Source organism: Neptunomonas antarctica (genome assembly GCF_001305295.1).
Lineage (GTDB): Bacteria > Pseudomonadota > Gammaproteobacteria > Pseudomonadales > Balneatricaceae > Neptunomonas > Neptunomonas antarctica.
Window position 1 is genome coordinate 1 of sequence record NZ_LJSI01000026.1, and the last position, 17,292, is coordinate 17,292.

Genomic DNA, 17,292 nt, shown 5'->3' on the forward strand with positions numbered 1-17,292 from the left:
TTATTAAATAATTAATACTATTTCTACTCTTATAAATCAAACCTACTTAATGCCGTTATATATATACTTTTTAAAAATAAGATACTCTTAACAGCTCATAAACTCGCAGAATGACACCCAGTCAAATAAAAGCATATTAATATCAGGCTAGTTAAGTAGTTGTATGTTATTTACTTTTTGGATGTAATAGATGACCTTTCCATGTCAACTACACATGAGTGATAACGAAGCCAATTCCACCGATAATCACATGTAGTTGAATTAGCGGCTCAATACATCCAGCCGAAGATAATAATAAGCGAGACGGATAATGTATTTAGGCGTCGATTGCGGAACACAAGGTACGAAAGTCATTATTCTTAACCCTGAACTCGGCTGCATTATTGGCGAAGGGTATGAACCACATCAACTGATTAGTAACGCCCGGGGACGCAGAGAACAGCATCCAGACTGGTGGATTGCGGCGTTTAAATCAGCCTACCATCAAGCCATTGAACAATCCGGCATCGACGCCAAAGCTATACACGCGATAGGCGTTTCAGGCCAACAACACGGACTGGTTGCGCTTGATCAGCAAGGAAACGTTATCCGCCCGGCAAAACTTTGGTGCGATACGGAAACAGAACCTCAGAATCAGCAGTTATTAGCGGCATTAGGGGGTGAAAACTTATGCAAAAAACGCCTCGGACTCGTCATCGCCACCGGTTATACCGCCTCTAAATTACTATGGATGAAACAGAACTGTGCCGATGATTTTCGAAAAATTGCACACATCTTACTTCCGCATGACTATTTTAACTTCTGGCTAACGGGTAACACCGTCACTGAATATGGCGACGCATCCGGAACAGGTTATTTCAACGTTATAACACGACAATGGGATCGAGGCATTCTGGATATCATTGACCCAAACGAACAATTAAGTAAAGCGCTGCCCAACTTAATTGAAGCCCATCAACCCGCAGGCATTGTACGAAAAGAAATTGCCAGTTTACTGGGCCTGAGTCCGAACGTATTAGTATCGAGTGGTGGTGGCGACAATATGATGGGCGCGATTGGAACCGGCAACATTACGCCAGGCCTCGTTACCATGAGCCTGGGAACTTCGGGTACTTTATACGCGGCAGCCGATAAGCCAATCACTCCTGTCAATAATGGCTTAGCGCCTTTTTGCTCATCCACGGGCGGCTGGTTACCGCTAATATGCACCATGAATATGACTAATATTACCAGCGCCATGCAACAATTATTTGAATTCGACATTCCCACATTCAATCAACATCTAGCGTCCATTCCGGCCGGTTCTGACGGCCTGCTACTGATGCCTTTTTTAAATGGCGAGCGCACACCATCACTACCCAGTGCAGAAGGCATGTTACTGGGTATCAATATGCAAAACCTAACACCCCCTCACCTGTGCCGAGCGGCGGTTGAAGGTACAACTTTAGGGCTACGCTACGGACTGGAAATACTGCGTGATTCAGGACTGGACAGCGCATCAATTCGATTAATTGGCGGTGGTGCGAAAAGTAATCAATGGCGACAAATCACAGCAGACATGATGAATACGCCGGTAGAGTGCCCATCCATTGGAGAAGCTGCAGCACTCGGCGGAGCCATTCAGGCAGCATGGTGCCATTCCCATTGGCAAGGTAAAGAAACCTCGCTCAACAACCTGTGCAACCAATTTGTAGCCATAGACTCACGCAGCCGCGTAGAACCCAACCAGAGTGGTGTGCAGCACTATAAAGAGCTTTTCGAACAATACAATGAAGCCCTTCACCATCACTACAACGTCCTGTACGACACTGAAAAAAACAGAATTAATGTTTAGTTTTAAGCAGAAATCAATGCGTCAATTTGTTGAATAGCTTCCTCCAGAGATCCAGACACCAGGTCGTAGCACTCCACTTGTTCTATCCAATTAACCAAGGCGCTAGCGTCGTCCAAGGTAAGCGGTTTGGGTATTGAGACGCAGTGCTCCATCGCGCGTGCAAAGGCCTCCACTTGCGATATCCGTATTATTTGAGTGGTTTCGTTTTCACGATACCGAGGGAAAACCAGATGTGTGATTTGCTGTGCGCTGTCCAAGGAGGCAATTGAATCTAAGGATGGTGGCAAGTAAACAGCGCGTCGTCCGTCGTCCCGATCGTGAACAGGGTGCTCAGGAATTTCAGGGTAAAGTGTTTCCAGCGTACTGAAGGCTGTTGTTTTTACGCATATGCCCAAAGGCACCGGAATGACTTTACAGCTACCGCGCGCCAGTGGCGCCAGTTCATCGGTAAAGTATTGATAACCATGCTTTACCAAGCCCGCGACCAGAGTACTTTTACCATCGCCGCTTTGTGCGGGCAGTGCGATAAGCGCACCATTTTTTGCTACCACCCCGGCGTGCAGGTTCATGATATGGTCGTAGCAATCCAGCGCCGTTCGTACCAGTTGATATTTTATACAGGGTCCCAGTTGCGAGAGCTTCTTGTCGCTGTGGGCCAGCTCTCCATCCAGAAAAATGTAATGCAAATTGTCGTACTGATAGACGGTAAGCACGAAGTTCGGTTGCCGTTGGTCGTTGGTTTCAAAGTGCCTCAGAGCGGGCATTAACCAGGCGGCGTGATCCTCATCACAGAACTGTAAATTGAAGTGGGTCTCAAGAACGCAGTAGCGCTGTTCCTTGGCGAAATTAATCTGACCAGGCAGGGACAAATTGTTCAGCTCGGAACTGTCTTTGGGCTCATCGTCTCGCAAGGGTGCGAGTTCACTCTTACCATCTGCAGTCTCGTTGCCAAGCAACACACCCTGACCTCGCCAATGAATAAGTAGATTAGTTAGGGTTTTTTCAGCATCGGCCGCTGTCATGTCACACCGGGTAGACAAAGCCGTCACTAAGCGCTGCCAGTTAGCGTTTTCTTCCAGTAAGCACCAGACATAAGTGGCTGCCGTATTCAGGTGATAAATTTCGCCCCGGGAGGCTGAAAATAATAGCCCTTCGTCTCCAAGAATAAAAAGCTGTGCCTGGTCTGATACGGTAAGGCTGTAATGATCGGTACCCAGCATGGTAGTGACATCCGCGGTTCGCACATAGGGAAAACATTGCGCATAGCTGGCTATACTGCGGGCGCTGAAGTTAATGCCCGCATAGGCTTCATAGTCTTCCAGGGAGCGCTGGCTTCCGAGTCCGTAAATCCCCAGATCCGTACGGTCGCGTTCGGGCAGGGTGTTCGGGGTTAATAATTGACGCAGACGTAGTAATGTTTTCTGGTGTTTGGCATGCCATTTCGTGTCATCTGACCAAGGCTTCGCTGATTCGCTGCGCGTGTAGTAGTGGTAGATCAGTGTTTGATGTGGGCTGAACAGGTCAAAGCCATGTGTCCACAGTCGCGCAGCCAAGGCATGTTCCTCACCATGAAAATAGATGAGAGGGTCATGACGAAGGCGGCGTAGCCAGCGTGATGGTCCGAAAATAAAGCCAGCAGCCAAGCCTGCCGTGGGCATAGGGGCTATGGGTTGTACACCTTCTGGCGGCTGTATGGCTGAATAGAATACAATACCGGAGGCGTTGATATGACTGATGCGTTGAACGCGCGGCGGTGCTTCTGAATCAAGCTGATTCGGCGGGGTATAGCCGGGCGGATAAACAGTTAAAATCGGATTGGCTGAGTCGCACAACGCAAGAGCATTCACCATGTGTTCGTCCCAGTTATCGACGAAACGCATATGGCTGTCGATTTGCAGCGCGTAATCCTCGTCTCGAAGTAATGCTTGAGCTTGCGCTCTGGCCCAACAGACCCCCATGGATTCTTCGGGACGAAAATACACCGCGCTCACTTGATTTGGGCGCGTCTCGATTTGGAAGCAGTTTTTATCCTCCAACAGGTCGGCTTGCCAACAGACTCCCACGCGAATCTTCGCTGGATTTGCCGCCTTTTCAAACAAGTCCTTTATAGTCCATTGGCACTCTGTATCACGATAGCTGGCGATCAATACAAAAATTGTGGCTGCTGTGGTCATCTGGTTGCCTGTAAAGGAAGAACGCGATTTTCTACTCATTTATGTCAGTTTAGTTTACACTTATTTCCACATATATATGGAAATAGCCCAACGTATTAATTTGTATGGATATTAATATATTGGTTTGATAATTGTTTATTTGCTGCGCAACACTTTGTCTAACTAGGGATCGTTATGAAAGATAATAAAGATATTCTTGAAGAACACGGCCAACGCCGTCGTAATTTTGTGACTACATCGGCTAAAGTAACTGTTGCTGCCCCAGCTATTGCACTGCTGCTGTCACAGTCCTCAATAGCTAAGGCGGCTGTAGTATCGGGAAGTGGGACGGGGTTCGGCCCACCACCCCAAACAAATGCACCATCCCCAACTCGGATTTAATAACTGAGTGGCCTGTTCTAATGTAACGCCTCTTTTGGTTAACGAAAGGGTGTGTTACATGTTATGACGACACAAGGAAGCCTGAGTTCTAAAAGAGTAACTACAGAGTTCGGATTGCTCTGTGCGCTGTTTGCCCCTCATACAGCTGAATCTGAAAGTCGAGTTCGGGCTTTTTTTACAGGCGATCTAGATTGGAATAAAGCAGTGCAAACTGCTTATGATCACAGTCTGGCGCCACTTTTTTGTTCCATTCTTCTCTCTGGCTATCAGGACTTCATTCCGGCTGATCTTAAAGACGCCATGCAGTTTCATCTGGATCGACATTGTGCACAGGCGACTGAGCAAAGTGCTGCGCTGGTGAATTTACTCGGCCAATTGGAAGATCGGGGTGTTGAAGCTATCCCCTTTAAAGGACCGACACTTTCCCTGCGCGCATTTAACGATGCTAATCTTCGCCTGTTTGCAGACCTTGACCTTCTTGTTCGGGACACGGATGTAGAATCGGCTGTTGCCTGTCTGATTTCTCTGGGTTATCAGCATGCGAGCAACTTTAATCAGCGGACGGAAACGGCTGTGCGCCGTTACGGTGGGCAATATAATATGCAACACCAGGGGACGGGCGTTTGCGTGGAGCCACATTGGGCGTTAACCCCCAGCACTATGGCAATTGATCTCGACTATCCTTTGCTGTGGAGGAGGGCCGTCCGGAAACCCTTTTTGCAGCGAACGGTTTGGGCCTTTTCGCCCGAAGATGAAGTCTTAATGCTGTGCATACATGCAAGCAAAGAATGCTGGCGCTCCCTCAAGCCGGTGGTTGATCTGGCTGGTTTTCTGAATAAACATGCGCAGCTTGATTGGAACAGCCTGATTATGATGGCACGCCAAACGGGCTGTTTACGTATGCTATTGTTAGGAGTAGAGCTTTGTTACCGCTTACTGGGTGTCAATATAGAGCCCGATTGTCAGAATCTCATTGTTCGGGATAAAGTCATCAACTCTCTATCTGAAAAGCTTATCGACATCATGAATAAGTGCGATCCGCCGCCAGCAAACCCTTACCGGGTGGATCACTACTCTCTGGCAATTCGAGAACGCTATAGCGATAAGCTGCGCTTCATCCTGCGAACCACGTGTACGCCGCGAGCGACACATTACGAGTTGGTAAACTTGCCGCCTACACTGCGTTACTTGTATGTACCAATCAAACTGGTTTTTGATTATTTGATTTTGCCTGTTCATCGCACCGTAGCTCGAATAACTTCGTCCCTCTGCTCCTATTAATAGAGGGCTCAAATAATAGAGGATTCAAACGATGCTGGTGATCCTCTGCGGCGACTCAGAAAAACACATGAGTGACTAAGTTCGATTATAAACTCTGCCTAAATTGTCTTTCCGGCATGGGCTAACTGATGTTCTATTAATATTAACTCCACACGCTCCTCTAATATCTCATCAAGCAAAGTACGCGGCGCAAAACGGCTAGTAATTGTGGCGGAGTAAGAGCATCAAACGGCAGAGTGCCCAAATAGGGAAATAGGTAGCGCTGAATAGCACGTTTAACCACTAGTATGCACCTCAAGATGCAAACCCGTTACATTCTGCTGGGGGGCATACATGCCCGGTCATGGGGGCATCTTATTGGACTACGTTGGACACAGCACATACGAAAAAGCCCGCAATAAGCGAGCTTCTGGGACAATCTCAGATGACTTGAGACTTGATATTGGTGGGCCTAGGTTTATTGAATAAGATAATTAACTACCTGATAATATTGAAATCATACTCACTTATATTTAAAAAGAACCCCCATACATACCCCCATATTTATTTTTACTCTTCGTTTTTATTCAAATGGAGAAAGGATAACGGATTAAGCAAACGAGCATGTCGATCATATGTGAAGCTGCAACGAGTAATGCGGAAAGATCTACAATAAGTTTCATCCGACTGCCCCTGGTATAAGCATTTTCCGTTTCTTTTTTACAGTTCTTAGGCGAGCACACTTGATGCGAGCGACAGAAAAAGTCGAGCCTCACAGATGGAGCAACCATCATTTTTCAGGAATGAACATGGATCACCAGTGACTAAAAACTGCAAGGAATAGAACTCACCGCTCTATGATTGTATGCTGTGATTAGTTGAGGATAAGTGCTTACCGAGTAAGTATCTACAATATGGCTGCGCAATGCAGCATAAAATCTTTGTAAGCTATAAGCAGCGATAGGTTAACCTATTGTTCCTCTCATAGTTCTCTGGCGATATCGGGGAAATAGGATAAGATTTAAAACAAGGAGATGTTATGAAAGCTTGGTATCTAGCTACCCTTATTGGTTTTTTTGGTTTACTTTCTGGCTGCGCTTCTGCGCCTGGAGCCCAATATAATAAAGAGCTTCATGTAAAACAGAATAACAAGAGTGCTAGCCAGGTTGTTGTGTATCGCTACAAACAATTTGCAGGCTCTGCAGATATAACTGAAATAATAGATAATGGAGAAGCCAAAGGCTCTATCGCCAATGGTGGGTTTATTGTTTACGAAACGGAGCCCGGCATTCATAAAATGCATACCAACACTCTAGGAATTGATCAGCCCGTAACGATTGATATGAGTGCCAACCAAACATATTACTTTCGCGCAGACTTTAGACCTTCTTGGATTGGTTTTTGGCGATTAAGCGCTATACATTCTCAGCAAGCAGCTAGCGAATTACCTCAAACTAGGGCCATGAGTAATCCTGAGTGAAGCATCTCAGATAAGGGGTATGTAAGCACATGCAGGAAAATTACGGGGTCAAGTCTTTGATTTATGATCCCGTGCTCTGATAAAAACTGATAATTTTGCAGATACGACACCCAAGGAAGAAAGGGGATAATCAATGCCTAGGCCATTGCGAATGGCGTCTGCCGCTGCCTGATTAAGGCATGTGAGAGCGGTGGATATACGTTAAATAAAGAGGCGACTTTAAAAGTCACAAATCATGACCCCGCTGCTTTGGTCACATCGCCAGCGGATCCCTCGGGCGTGAAGCCAGTGACGACGTTCGGCTATACCGCTTACACGGCCGCAGGCTATCCGAACTTCTATCTGCAAACATCACAGGCGAGCAAGCGCAGCGCGACTAACTCCGTGCTGACCTCCACGACCTACAACACTGCTAATAAGTATGTACCACAGACCATCGTAGCCGACGCCCGCGGCAACCTGTCTGGCGATGGTGTGTGGAATAACACTATGCTTCACCCCCGACTCTACGTCACACATCCGGTGACACAGACTCTCTCTGTTGTATTTCATAGCAGAGGGAGGATCATCTGGCCGGAGTGAATTGCTCATATATCTATGCACGAATGCTTATGCCAGCGTAAACGCCCCCCAAGGCTTTTCGCCGCTGAAAAACTATCCTCACCCCGCGCCTGCACTCAAGTTGACGCGTATGGCTGTACACGTAGACTCTCGTGGTAATAAGTTCGGGGAACAAATGTTATTAGATGTAATTAATAAAACCGCCATGGCGGCTAATGCTGATAACCCTGCCGCTGTCACTGGGCTGTTTGTTGATCCTAAGCATCAAGCGATCGACTTCTGTAAAAAATATGGATTCATCGATGCAACATCAGATCAAGGCGAACTGCTTTATATACCGATTCAACATTGCATAACATTATCAGCAGACCTTTAATGCCGGTTTCGATATGATTTTAGGGGCTTAAAGTCCCTAAAAATAACGCCTCAATAGGCAGCTTTAGAATACCTAGCTGGTTGTGGATTTTCTTCTCCGAAAATACTGGGCTGGGTACAGTAGGCGACCCCATAACTTATTTAGGGGAGCAGCTCATCCTTTACGTTCGATACGTGTATTGCTCGATGAAGCCATGGGCCAGTTAAGCGGGTTGTTCGATAGTATTTATGCCATAGGAGGCCGAGAGTCGATCCCACCCGAGCGCCTTATCCGTGCTCAGTTTTTGCAGATATTTTACAGCATTCGCAGTGAGCGACAACTCGTTGAACAAATTAACGACAACCTGCTCTATCGCTAGTTTGTCGGATTAACCATTGATGATTCTGTCTGGGATTATTCGACATTCACCGCTAACAGAGGCCGGCTGCTGGAACATGATGTCATTACCGATCTATTTGAAGCCGTCGTCAACCTTGCCAGAAAGAAACAGTTACTGTCAGCAGACCATTTCAGTGTCGATGGCACGCTGATTCAGGCATGGGCTTCCCATAAGTGCTTCCGTCCAAATGGTAACGATGATGATCGTCCTTCAGGCGATGGGCGTAATGCCGAGGCCTATTTTCATGGACAAAAAACGCAGTAACGCAACCAATGAGTCCACAACAGACAGTGATGCACTTTACCTTGACCAAAAAAAGGCCCCCTTGATCTTAAGGGAGCCGAGTTTCGTACGACTGCATGGTTGCAGGCGCTAGAGCAACACAGGAGCCGTTGCCGAGTCGGTCAGTCTGTTTTCGGGCGGCCTGCTGCTGATGAATTAAGGATTTTTACGTTGACGACGATTCAATCCGAGACCCAGAAGACCTAGCGAGAAAATAGCGAGGGTGCCCGGCTCGGGTATGCCGGGTGCGGCAGCAGATTGAGCGGGTGACCAGACTGCCAAGACACGGTCTGCGTCGGTCGTGGAATCGTACGCGAAGGCACGCTGGCTCATGGCCCCCGTTCCAAGCGCGTTAGTGGTGTTGAGCCGCCATGTCTCTGCCATGACCCAATAACCGGCGGCGGGGAGGTATATGGGTGTGCTGATCCGTTGGTTTGAGGTGCTGGTGATCCCGTAAATGGACAAGAGGTCGAAATCAGGGGTTGCGTTAAACAGGTTTGCGAAGGCGATGGTTGCCAGCTTCGCCGTGTCCACGGGGCCCGTGGCAGGCCACGTATAGTGAGTGTAGGGGAAGGGGAAGCTTGATTGACTGCAGGTACCATAGACGCTTGCGCAGGTGCCTTCTACGAAAAGGACGTCATACAGGCCCCCGTCGACGCTTAGATTGGTGGCACCGGTTACCTGAGTGCCGGATAGGGTGAGAGAGGGGGAGAGTATGGCGCCCGCAGCCGCCGGTGCTGAAAAAAGTACGGCGGTTACCAGTAACAGTACGTTTGCTGTCATGGCGCTTCTGAATCTGCGGCTCGTTCGACGTATTTTGTTAAAAATAATCATAATTACTACCTTTTTTATGAATTCATTCGAGTAAAGTATCGAAAGCATATTTTGTGCCAATATATAAATTCTAATATTTTACAATAGGTTAAAAATATTTTTAGTCTAACCTATTGCCTATGTGTAAAATAATCTGACATCCATAGCCTCCGCTTATCTGTGTTACGTCCGCGTTCCTCTCGAGGGCGTCAGGTCAGGCCTTTCTTTTTACGCGTTTTGAGCTAACGGTTGGATGAAACCGTTGGATGGGTCATGCTGGCTAAGCGTCGTCATGGCATATACTCCGCCGCAAATTAGTGAGGGAGTAAAGAATGACGCTGTTGGTTTTTGTAACGTGTTGTGGGCGTTTTCATTCAGTCTTATTGGTGAGTTTCTGGCAGGTCAGGTGGACAGTTACTTCGCGGTGCTGAGCCGGATGCTGCTGGGGGGGCTGGTGTTTCTGCCGTTCACCCTCTGGCGGGCGGTGCGCACCGAGCTGAAAGTTGGCGTCACCGTCGTGGGTGCCTTGCAGTTCGGCACCACCTATCTCTGCCTGTATCGGACATTCGCTATCCAGCTTTTTATCTTTATATGGAAAAACTGCGATAACGAAATATATCTTATAAATTACAGAAACTTATAAATAATCAATAGTTTAAATTAATCAATCAGACTCGCCTTAGAGCCTCCGCTTAACAATGATTAAGCAAATAAGTCTCAGGAAGCCTATAACTAGCGTTAAGGTGTAAAAAAACCTGACATGAACAACTAAGGAGTGAAGCATAAGCAAGGGTAGGTATGCGTATTTATCTGCGGGTTTCCCACCTTAAATTCGAGCGCTACCTTTCTAACCGACAGATCGCCCTGCCCCCAAATACCGCCTCACATACCTGCCGAGAAGCAGTTAGTGATTGTCAATGAGTAAAACGAACCAGTCCTTGATTAACATGACGAAACATAAATAATTTTTTAAAAAACAATTTTTAAACCACCGAACTAACCCCTCTCAAAAAGGCCTATTGATCCATAAGCCTTTTTGCCAGCAAAGGCACGTCGCCGCTTAACCCCATCGCCTGCATAACCACATGCTGTTTAACCGGCGAGAGCTTATCCAGTGCATTCATCCTCATATTACGTAATAATTTCAACCATGGCTGCTGGTGCCCGAACAGCTGTTTAAAGGCTTCCATACCCGCCGCCATCTGTAAATTAGCGCCTTGACGCTGACGCGTAAGGGGAACACATTACGCTGATCCGCCCACTGCACATCCCCTAAACGACATTCAAATTCCCGACTCAAGGCGGCGCGAAACGCGACGTCATCCAACTCCATAAAGCGTACAGCGTGATCCGGCGAGGTAGACCAGACAATCGAACAGGTATAAGGATCGTCGAGTGGTAAAAATGCTAATAGGCCGTCTTCGGTAAACCGCTGCCATGCGGTGTCTTGATGTGGTTTTTCAGTCCGGATGGTAGTAACGATGGCATGGTGACCGTAATCCCACTCCCACAGCGGTATTGACGCCAACTGACGGATTTTCGACATCGTACCATCAGCGGCCACAACCAATGTCGCGCGCCAACAAGAACCATCCGCACAGGTCAGGGTACGAGAAATCCCATCGCTATCGCGGCCAGGCTCTGGTTCAGAAAGCTGAGAGACCGAAGCACCCGTGATCAAGGTCAGATTTTCTACCTGACTAGCTACTTGATAAAGCGCCCCTACGGTTACTCGGTTTTCAACAATGAGCTAGGGAAGATGCGCACAAGTCCAGAATTCAGTTTCGTAGCAACCTAACTATGCTGCCTGTAGCGCAGGGATAAGTACTTTTTCGTAGGTTCCCCAGAGAGTAACTCCCTCAAATAGAAGCCGTATATACGCAAGCAGTTTACTATTTATGTTAATTATCATTGATCAACAGGTGGAGTTCATATACGGGTAGCCGAGGGTCCTAACCCTCATAACGCCCTAGCACCGGCGTTGCTGTCGATCGTGTGGCTGAGAGAAAAGCGCCGCTGACGGATCTCTCATCCCCTCCCCCCTAATCACCCCGGATCTGAGGGCTCTTGATAGGACTTCGATGGATACAGCGCATACGAAAAAGCCCGCAATAAGCGGGCTTCTGGGACAATCTCAGATGACTTGAGACTTGATATTGGTGGAGCCTAGGAGGATCGAACTCCTGACCTCAACGCTGCCAGCGTTGCGCTCTACCAGCTGAGCTAAGGCCCCATATTTTAGCACTGTGGGAGTGTGCTTTGAAACGATGCGTATCATCCCATATTTCAAATTAATGTCAATCACATTTTTACGCTTTGTCTAACAAATTCAAACCATTGGCACAGAGTCTATGCGTATAACATGCATACACTCTCGTTTATTGAGGCCCTTGTGATGTAGAAGTGTGTGCACTTGCTCTGATTTAAGTCTTAAATGAGTTATATATGTGACGTAACGCAATGAAGCCCACAGATCCATTTGGCAGTCTGGAATAAACAACAGCAAGAAAAGGGCCCTATATGATAGCCGTTAAAAAAGTCGTTCTTGATGTGCTAAAACCTCATCACCCTAACGCACTGGAATTCTGTCTGGCGTTAAGCGCCGCTATTGAAAATAGCACGGTGAAAGTCAACGTTATTGCTGTGGATGAGAAAACTGAATCGTTAGAAGTCTTTGTTAAAGCAGAAATAATCGACTTTGATCTTATTCAGGGGGTCATTAATCAAATGGGGGGCGCTCTTCATAGTATTGATGCTGTTGTCGTCAGAAATGAGCCCGATGCTTAACCCTTATGAAGCTGTTGAATAAAGCTAAATTCCTGCTAGAAATTACACGCTCTCAAGGCATTGCTCGTCGTTATTTTGTCGTCAATGGTTTTGATGGCGCGTTGACTATGCTGGGGTTGATTCTGGGGTTTAACTTCAGCGCTTCTACACCGTTACCTATTATTATTAATGCCTGCCTGGGTGCCGCTATCGCGTTGGGCGTAAGCGGAATTAGTAGCGCTTATGTTAGCGAGTTAGCAGAAAGACGACGGGAGCTTCTTAAGCTGGAAGAAGCGATGTTGAAAGATCTGCAAGCATCCGCACATTCACAAGCCGCACGCTGGGTGCCGATAATCATCGCGGTAGTGAACGGTTCTGCTCCTCTGTTGATTTCATTAGTCATCCTAAGCCCGCTATTAATAACCAATGCGGGGATTGTATTACCCATCCCTCCTCTGTATCTAGCCGTTATTTTAGCCTTGATTATTGTTTTCCTACTGGGTGTTTTTCTGGGTCGAATCTCTGGCGTATCCTGGCTGCGCAGTGGTTTACAAACGCTGCTTGTCGCCATCACGACATCCATTCTTATCTATTTTTTTACAGGTAACTAGCGGTGCGCACCTTAGATTATTGCCATAAGACATCCGCTGAAACACTCCAACTACTTGAAACACAGGCACAGGGATTCAGTAGTGAACAAGCAACGAAGAAGGCACTAATATACGGTGAAAATACGTTACCTGAAGCACGGCGGCGTTCTTTATTTAACCTGATCATTAAACAATTTAATGACTTTATGATTCTGATTTTACTGGCAGCGGCTGTTATTTCAGGCTTTATAGGCGAGCTGCAGGATACCATTGCCATTCTTGTGATTGTTTGTCTTAACGCCATCATTGGTGCCGTTCAGACATTCAGGGCAGAACGCGCGGCGGCCGCACTTAAAAAAATGTCGGCGTCTAAAGCTCAGGTTATACGCGACAATTTAATCAAGCAGATTGATGCTGCCGAGTTGGTTCCCGGAGATATCGTGATCTTAGAGGCGGGCAACATTGTGCCCGCTGATGTGCGCTTACTGCAAACTGAAGAGTTACAGATAGATGAGTCCAGTTTAACCGGTGAGTCTATCCCTGCGGCTAAACAGTCATCAGCGCTGACTGATGAAAATCGCATGTTAGGGGACTGCAACAACATTGCATTCAAAAGCACTGTGATCACACATGGCCGGGGTAATGGCGTTGTGGTGACGACGGGGCTCAACACCGAGATAGGCCAGATTGCCACTCTGCTACATCCCGATAAGAACACCCAAACGCCATTACAACAGCGCTTGAAACTATTCGGTAAACACCTCGCACTGGCTATTCTGGCGATTTGTGCCGTTATTTTTATCGCCGGTTTGTTACAGGGGCAACCCCTCTTTACTATGTTGCTCACTTCCATCAGCCTGGCGGTAGCCGCCATGCCAGAAGCTCTGCCTGCGGTAGTGACGATTTCACTGGCGCTGGGTGCCCGTAAATTAATTCAAAACCATACACTGGTGCGTAATTTACCGGCGGTCGAAACCTTAGGCTCAGTCACCTTTATCTGCACCGATAAAACCGGCACGCTCACGCAAAACCAGATGACGGCAGAATCATTTATCGCGGCAGATCGTTCGCCCGTCTTCTCCTCTGGGTCTGCCTTGCAACAAGCGCTTGGCCAGGCCCTCGCCTTAAGTAACGATGTCATCACCAATACCGCCACACCCGCGGGCGAACCGACTGAACTGGCGCTGTTTACTGCAGCATTAGCTTTCGGCTTTGATAAGAAACCGCTTGAACTAAATATGCATCGTGTCGCTGAACTCGCTTTTGACAGCGAACGCAAACAGATGACGACTCTACATAAAAGCTCTGAAGGAGCTAGAGGTATTGTTGCCTATATAAAAGGTGCGCCCGAGCAAGTCCTCAAACAATGTACGCATGCATTATCCGGGCAGGGAGAGCGACAAGACGATTTTTCATCAGAAGCAATGCTGGACACTGCCGAAGAATTGGCCAGTCAAGGCTACCGTGTGATCGCGTTTGCTCAGCGACTATTTGATCAGCTACCCGACACGATAGATCACAACATCGAGCAACAGCTCTGTTTTTTAGGGCTAGTCACCTTAATTGATCCTCCCCGAGAGGAAGCCCGTGCAGCCGTTGATGATTGCAAATCCGCAGGCATAACACCCGTGATGATAACCGGAGATCACTCAGGTACGGCCATGGCGATTGCAACACGGCTGGGGATTACTAACCCGACCTCCACTGTGATGACCGGGCAGGCGCTGGACACACTCTCGGAAGACGACTTTTTACGCGTGGTCGACACCACAACGGTCTATGCCAGAGTCAGCCCACAGCAAAAATTAAGAATTGTTGAAGCACTTCAACACAAAGGCCAGTTTGTGGCGATGACAGGTGACGGTGTGAATGATGCACCCGCCTTAAAGCGCGCCAATATTGGTATCGCCATGGGAGGTAAAGGAACCGATGTAGCGCGCGAAGCGGCTGATATGGTGCTGCTGGATAATAACTTTGCCAGTATCGTTCTTGCGATCAAAGCCGGGCGACGCATTTTTGATAATATTCGCAAGTTTATTAAATACACCATGAGTTCTAATGCAGGCGAAATCTGGACATTGTTTTTGGCACCTTTAATGGGTTTACCTATTCCACTGCTGCCTATTCATATTTTGTGGATCAATCTGGTAACAGATGGGCTGCCCGGGCTGGCCTACACAGCAGAACCTGCTGAAAAAGGCGTGATGCAACGCCCGCCACGGCCACCCGGTGAGAACATTTTTGCACACGGCATGTGGCAATATATTATATTCATAGGACTATTAATTGGTGGCATCTCGATAGCAGCACAAGCCTGGTCGATTGCACAGGGGCAGGCATACTGGCAAACGATGGTGTTTACCGTACTGACACTTTCTCAGCTATTTCACTCGCTTGCGGTAAGAAGCGAAACCACATCACTGTTGTCGCTTGGGCTGTTTTCTAATAAGCCGATGTTGCTGGCCATAGGCATTACTATTCTGGCGCAAATGGCAGTCATTTACGTTCCGGCGTTTAACTTAGTATTCCACACCCAACCACTGCCGTTAGTTGATTTGCTGCTCTGCTTTGCATTTTCTATGCTGGTGTTAGTGGTAGTCGAGATACAAAAAGCATTTCTGCGCAGAAAGCGCGTCTCTTAAACTCACAACGTAAATCAACAGCTTGAATGATCCACAGAAATCCCAGCCAATAAAAAAGGCCATCAATCTTTTTAACGGATTGATAGCCTTTTAACATTATTTTAAAGCGTTAATGCAGCGGACATTTTACTCAACGCTTTATTCAACCCTTTATTCGATACTGGCAGCAATATCGCGGAACTCTTTTTCCCAGCGTTTTGCTTCTTTCTTAGACGCGCTACCGAGTAGAGTCACCGCATGGCGCAGACGTGCACGGCTCATATCCGGCCCAAGAATCGACATAGAGTCCATCACAGACACCGTCTGATTAGTACCGGCAATCGCGATAAACAGCGGGAACAGGAAGTCACGCAGTTTGTAGCCCATTTTTTCTGCCAGCTGCTTAAGCTGGGCGAAGAGATGGTCTTTACTCCAGTCATCTTCGGTATCCAGAAGCCAGACGCTGTATTGCAGAATACGTTTTGCATCGTCTAGTGAGACGCTTTTGTGTTCAAAATCAGATTCTTTTATCGGCAACATGCCCGACAGGAAAAAACCTGCCAGCGGCGCTACATCTGAGAATTTTTCAACACGTTGCTGAATCAGTGGAATAATCTGCATCAGGTATTCCGGGTTTAGTGCCCATTCCTGAAACTTAGCGGCAAACTCGGCGTGCGAAAGATTTTCGCGCAGCCAGACACCGTTCAACCAGCTGAGTTTTTCCTGATCAAACACCGGCCCACCCAAAGAAACACGGGTAATATCGAAGTTTGAAAACATCTCATCACGGCTGAACTTTTCACGCTCATCCGGCATCGACCAGCCCATGCGGCCCAGATAGTTCAGCAGCGCTTCAGCCATAAAGCCCATACGCTGGTAATACAGAATACTGGTGGGGTTTTTACGCTTAGATAATTTAGATTTATCCGGGTTACGCAACAGAGGCATGTGGCACAGTACCGGCATCTCCCAGCCAAAGTACTGATACAGCAATTTGTGCTTAGGCGCCGAGTTGATCCACTCTTCACCCCGGATAACGTGAGTGATCTCCATCAGGTGATCATCCACTACATTGGCTAAATGATAGGTCGGCATGCCATCGGATTTCAGCAGGATCTGCGCATCGACCATACCCCATTCCAATTCGATAGGGCCGCGCAGCAGGTCATCAACCACGCAGACACCCTCGCCTTCTGGTACGACCATGCGGATAACAAACGGAGCACCCGCTGCTTTGCGTTTTGCCACTTCTTCCGCAGGTAATGCTAAGTCGCTTTGCTTGAGTGCCGTATGTCCACCCGCCGCCCGACGTGCATCACGCAGCACGTCCAGCTCTTCAGAGGTACGGTAGCAATGAAACGCATGGCCGTTGTCGACCAGGTCATGCGCATACTGCGCGTACATGCCTTTGCGTTCACTCTGACGGTAAGGACCATATGGGCCACCAATATCCGGGCCTTCATCCCATTCAAGTCCTAACCAGCGTAGTGAATCCAGAATCTTCTGCTCTGATTCAGCCGTACTACGCGTCTGGTCGGTGTCTTCTATACGTAATATAAACTGCCCACCGTATTGACGGGCAAACGCCAGATTAAAAAGTGCGATATAGGCGGTGCCTACATGCGGATCGCCTGTTGGAGAAGGCGCAACGCGAGTACGTACGGTCATTATGTTCCTGCCAAAGCTAACGTGGTTGCCAAAAAGTATAAAAATAAAGCCGCATTATACAGTTGCCTGCCGCCGCGTGTCATGTAGTGACCATGAATGACGATAAG

The 17,292-nt window shown here is 47.7% G+C and carries 16 protein-coding genes and 1 tRNA gene; 10 read left to right on the top strand and 7 right to left on the bottom strand.

Going from position 1 to position 17,292, the window contains the following annotated elements; translation table 11 throughout:
- The first annotated feature begins 310 nt into the window (after positions 1–310).
- A complete protein-coding gene (gene xylB, locus Nant_RS04865; RefSeq protein ID WP_054340523.1) occupies positions 311–1,834 on the top strand; it encodes a xylulokinase in 1,524 nt (507 codons plus the stop codon).
- A gap of 2 nt (positions 1,835–1,836) precedes the next feature.
- On the opposite strand, the gene Nant_RS04870 is transcribed toward xylB, so the two are convergent.
- Positions 1,837–4,047, bottom strand: a complete 2,211-nt coding sequence (locus Nant_RS04870) for a PqqD family peptide modification chaperone (RefSeq protein WP_082400087.1) — start codon at positions 4,045–4,047, stop codon at positions 1,837–1,839.
- A 135-nt stretch (positions 4,048–4,182) separates the two neighbouring features.
- On the opposite strand from Nant_RS04870, the gene Nant_RS04875 reads away from it, so the two are divergent.
- The 3 genes from Nant_RS04875 (at position 4,183) to Nant_RS04885 (ending at position 7,129) form a co-directional block, all read left to right on the top strand.
- On the top strand, positions 4,183–4,389 hold the full coding sequence (locus tag Nant_RS04875; protein WP_054340525.1) for a hypothetical protein: 207 nt from the start codon (positions 4,183–4,185) through the stop codon (positions 4,387–4,389).
- Between the two features lie 63 nt (positions 4,390–4,452).
- Entirely contained in the window at positions 4,453–5,670 is a 1,218-nt protein-coding gene (locus Nant_RS04880; RefSeq protein WP_054340526.1) for a nucleotidyltransferase domain-containing protein, read from the top strand.
- Between the two features lie 1,018 nt (positions 5,671–6,688).
- Positions 6,689–7,129 carry a DUF2846 domain-containing protein gene (locus Nant_RS04885; protein WP_054340527.1) on the top strand — a complete coding sequence of 147 codons (441 nt, stop codon included), beginning with the start codon at positions 6,689–6,691 and terminating at the stop codon, positions 7,127–7,129.
- A 351-nt stretch (positions 7,130–7,480) separates the two neighbouring features.
- On the opposite strand, the gene Nant_RS21230 is transcribed toward Nant_RS04885, so the two are convergent.
- Complete coding sequence (locus Nant_RS21230; protein ID WP_143773517.1) at positions 7,481–7,720, bottom strand: hypothetical protein; 240 nt, start codon at positions 7,718–7,720, stop codon at positions 7,481–7,483.
- Positions 7,721–7,820: 100 nt separating this feature from the next.
- Between Nant_RS21230 and Nant_RS04890 the strand changes: the two genes are divergently transcribed.
- Positions 7,821–8,066, top strand: a complete 246-nt coding sequence (locus Nant_RS04890) for a GNAT family N-acetyltransferase (RefSeq protein ID WP_143773518.1) — start codon at positions 7,821–7,823, stop codon at positions 8,064–8,066.
- Between the two features lie 82 nt (positions 8,067–8,148).
- Complete coding sequence (locus Nant_RS21965; RefSeq protein WP_476638855.1) at positions 8,149–8,424, top strand: transposase; 276 nt, start codon at positions 8,149–8,151, stop codon at positions 8,422–8,424.
- Positions 8,425–8,883: 459 nt separating this feature from the next.
- On the opposite strand, the gene Nant_RS04895 is transcribed toward Nant_RS21965, so the two are convergent.
- Complete coding sequence (locus tag Nant_RS04895; protein ID WP_054340529.1) at positions 8,884–9,561, bottom strand: PEP-CTERM sorting domain-containing protein; 678 nt, start codon at positions 9,559–9,561, stop codon at positions 8,884–8,886.
- A gap of 271 nt (positions 9,562–9,832) precedes the next feature.
- Between Nant_RS04895 and Nant_RS21505 the strand changes: the two genes are divergently transcribed.
- Positions 9,833–10,183, top strand: coding sequence for an EamA/DMT transporter family protein (locus Nant_RS21505; RefSeq protein WP_054340530.1), 351 nt, complete (start codon positions 9,833–9,835; stop codon positions 10,181–10,183).
- A gap of 373 nt (positions 10,184–10,556) precedes the next feature.
- On the opposite strand, the gene Nant_RS21795 is transcribed toward Nant_RS21505, so the two are convergent.
- The 3 genes from Nant_RS21795 to Nant_RS04910 form a co-directional block, all read right to left on the bottom strand.
- Positions 10,557–10,688, bottom strand: coding sequence for a hypothetical protein (locus tag Nant_RS21795; RefSeq protein ID WP_274378318.1), 132 nt, complete (start codon positions 10,686–10,688; stop codon positions 10,557–10,559).
- Complete coding sequence (locus Nant_RS04905; RefSeq protein WP_054340531.1) at positions 10,685–11,221, bottom strand: Rossmann-fold NAD(P)-binding domain-containing protein; 537 nt, start codon at positions 11,219–11,221, stop codon at positions 10,685–10,687. The genes Nant_RS21795 and Nant_RS04905 overlap by 4 nt, the downstream gene beginning before the upstream one ends.
- A 476-nt stretch (positions 11,222–11,697) precedes the next feature.
- A tRNA-Ala gene (locus Nant_RS04910) sits at positions 11,698–11,773 on the bottom strand.
- Between the two features lie 287 nt (positions 11,774–12,060).
- Here Nant_RS04910 and Nant_RS04915 point away from each other — a divergent pair.
- Genes Nant_RS04915 through Nant_RS04925 form a run of 3 tightly spaced genes read left to right on the top strand, consistent with a single transcriptional unit; the run spans position 12,061 to position 15,538 of the window.
- The gene (locus Nant_RS04915; RefSeq protein ID WP_054340532.1) at positions 12,061–12,327 is read left to right on the top strand and encodes a DUF211 domain-containing protein; all 267 of its coding nucleotides are present in this window, start codon (positions 12,061–12,063) and stop codon (positions 12,325–12,327) included.
- 5 nt (positions 12,328–12,332) lie between these two features.
- Positions 12,333–12,917, top strand: coding sequence for a VIT1/CCC1 transporter family protein (locus Nant_RS04920; RefSeq protein ID WP_054340533.1), 585 nt, complete (start codon positions 12,333–12,335; stop codon positions 12,915–12,917).
- Positions 12,918–12,919: 2 nt separating this feature from the next.
- Entirely contained in the window at positions 12,920–15,538 is a 2,619-nt protein-coding gene (locus Nant_RS04925; protein ID WP_054340534.1) for a cation-translocating P-type ATPase, read from the top strand.
- Positions 15,539–15,688: 150 nt separating this feature from the next.
- On the opposite strand, the gene gltX is transcribed toward Nant_RS04925, so the two are convergent.
- Positions 15,689–17,185: a glutamate--tRNA ligase gene (gltX, locus tag Nant_RS04930; protein ID WP_054340535.1), complete on the bottom strand. Its 1,497-nt coding sequence runs from the start codon at positions 17,183–17,185 to the stop codon at positions 15,689–15,691.
- Positions 17,186–17,292 lie beyond the last annotated feature (107 nt).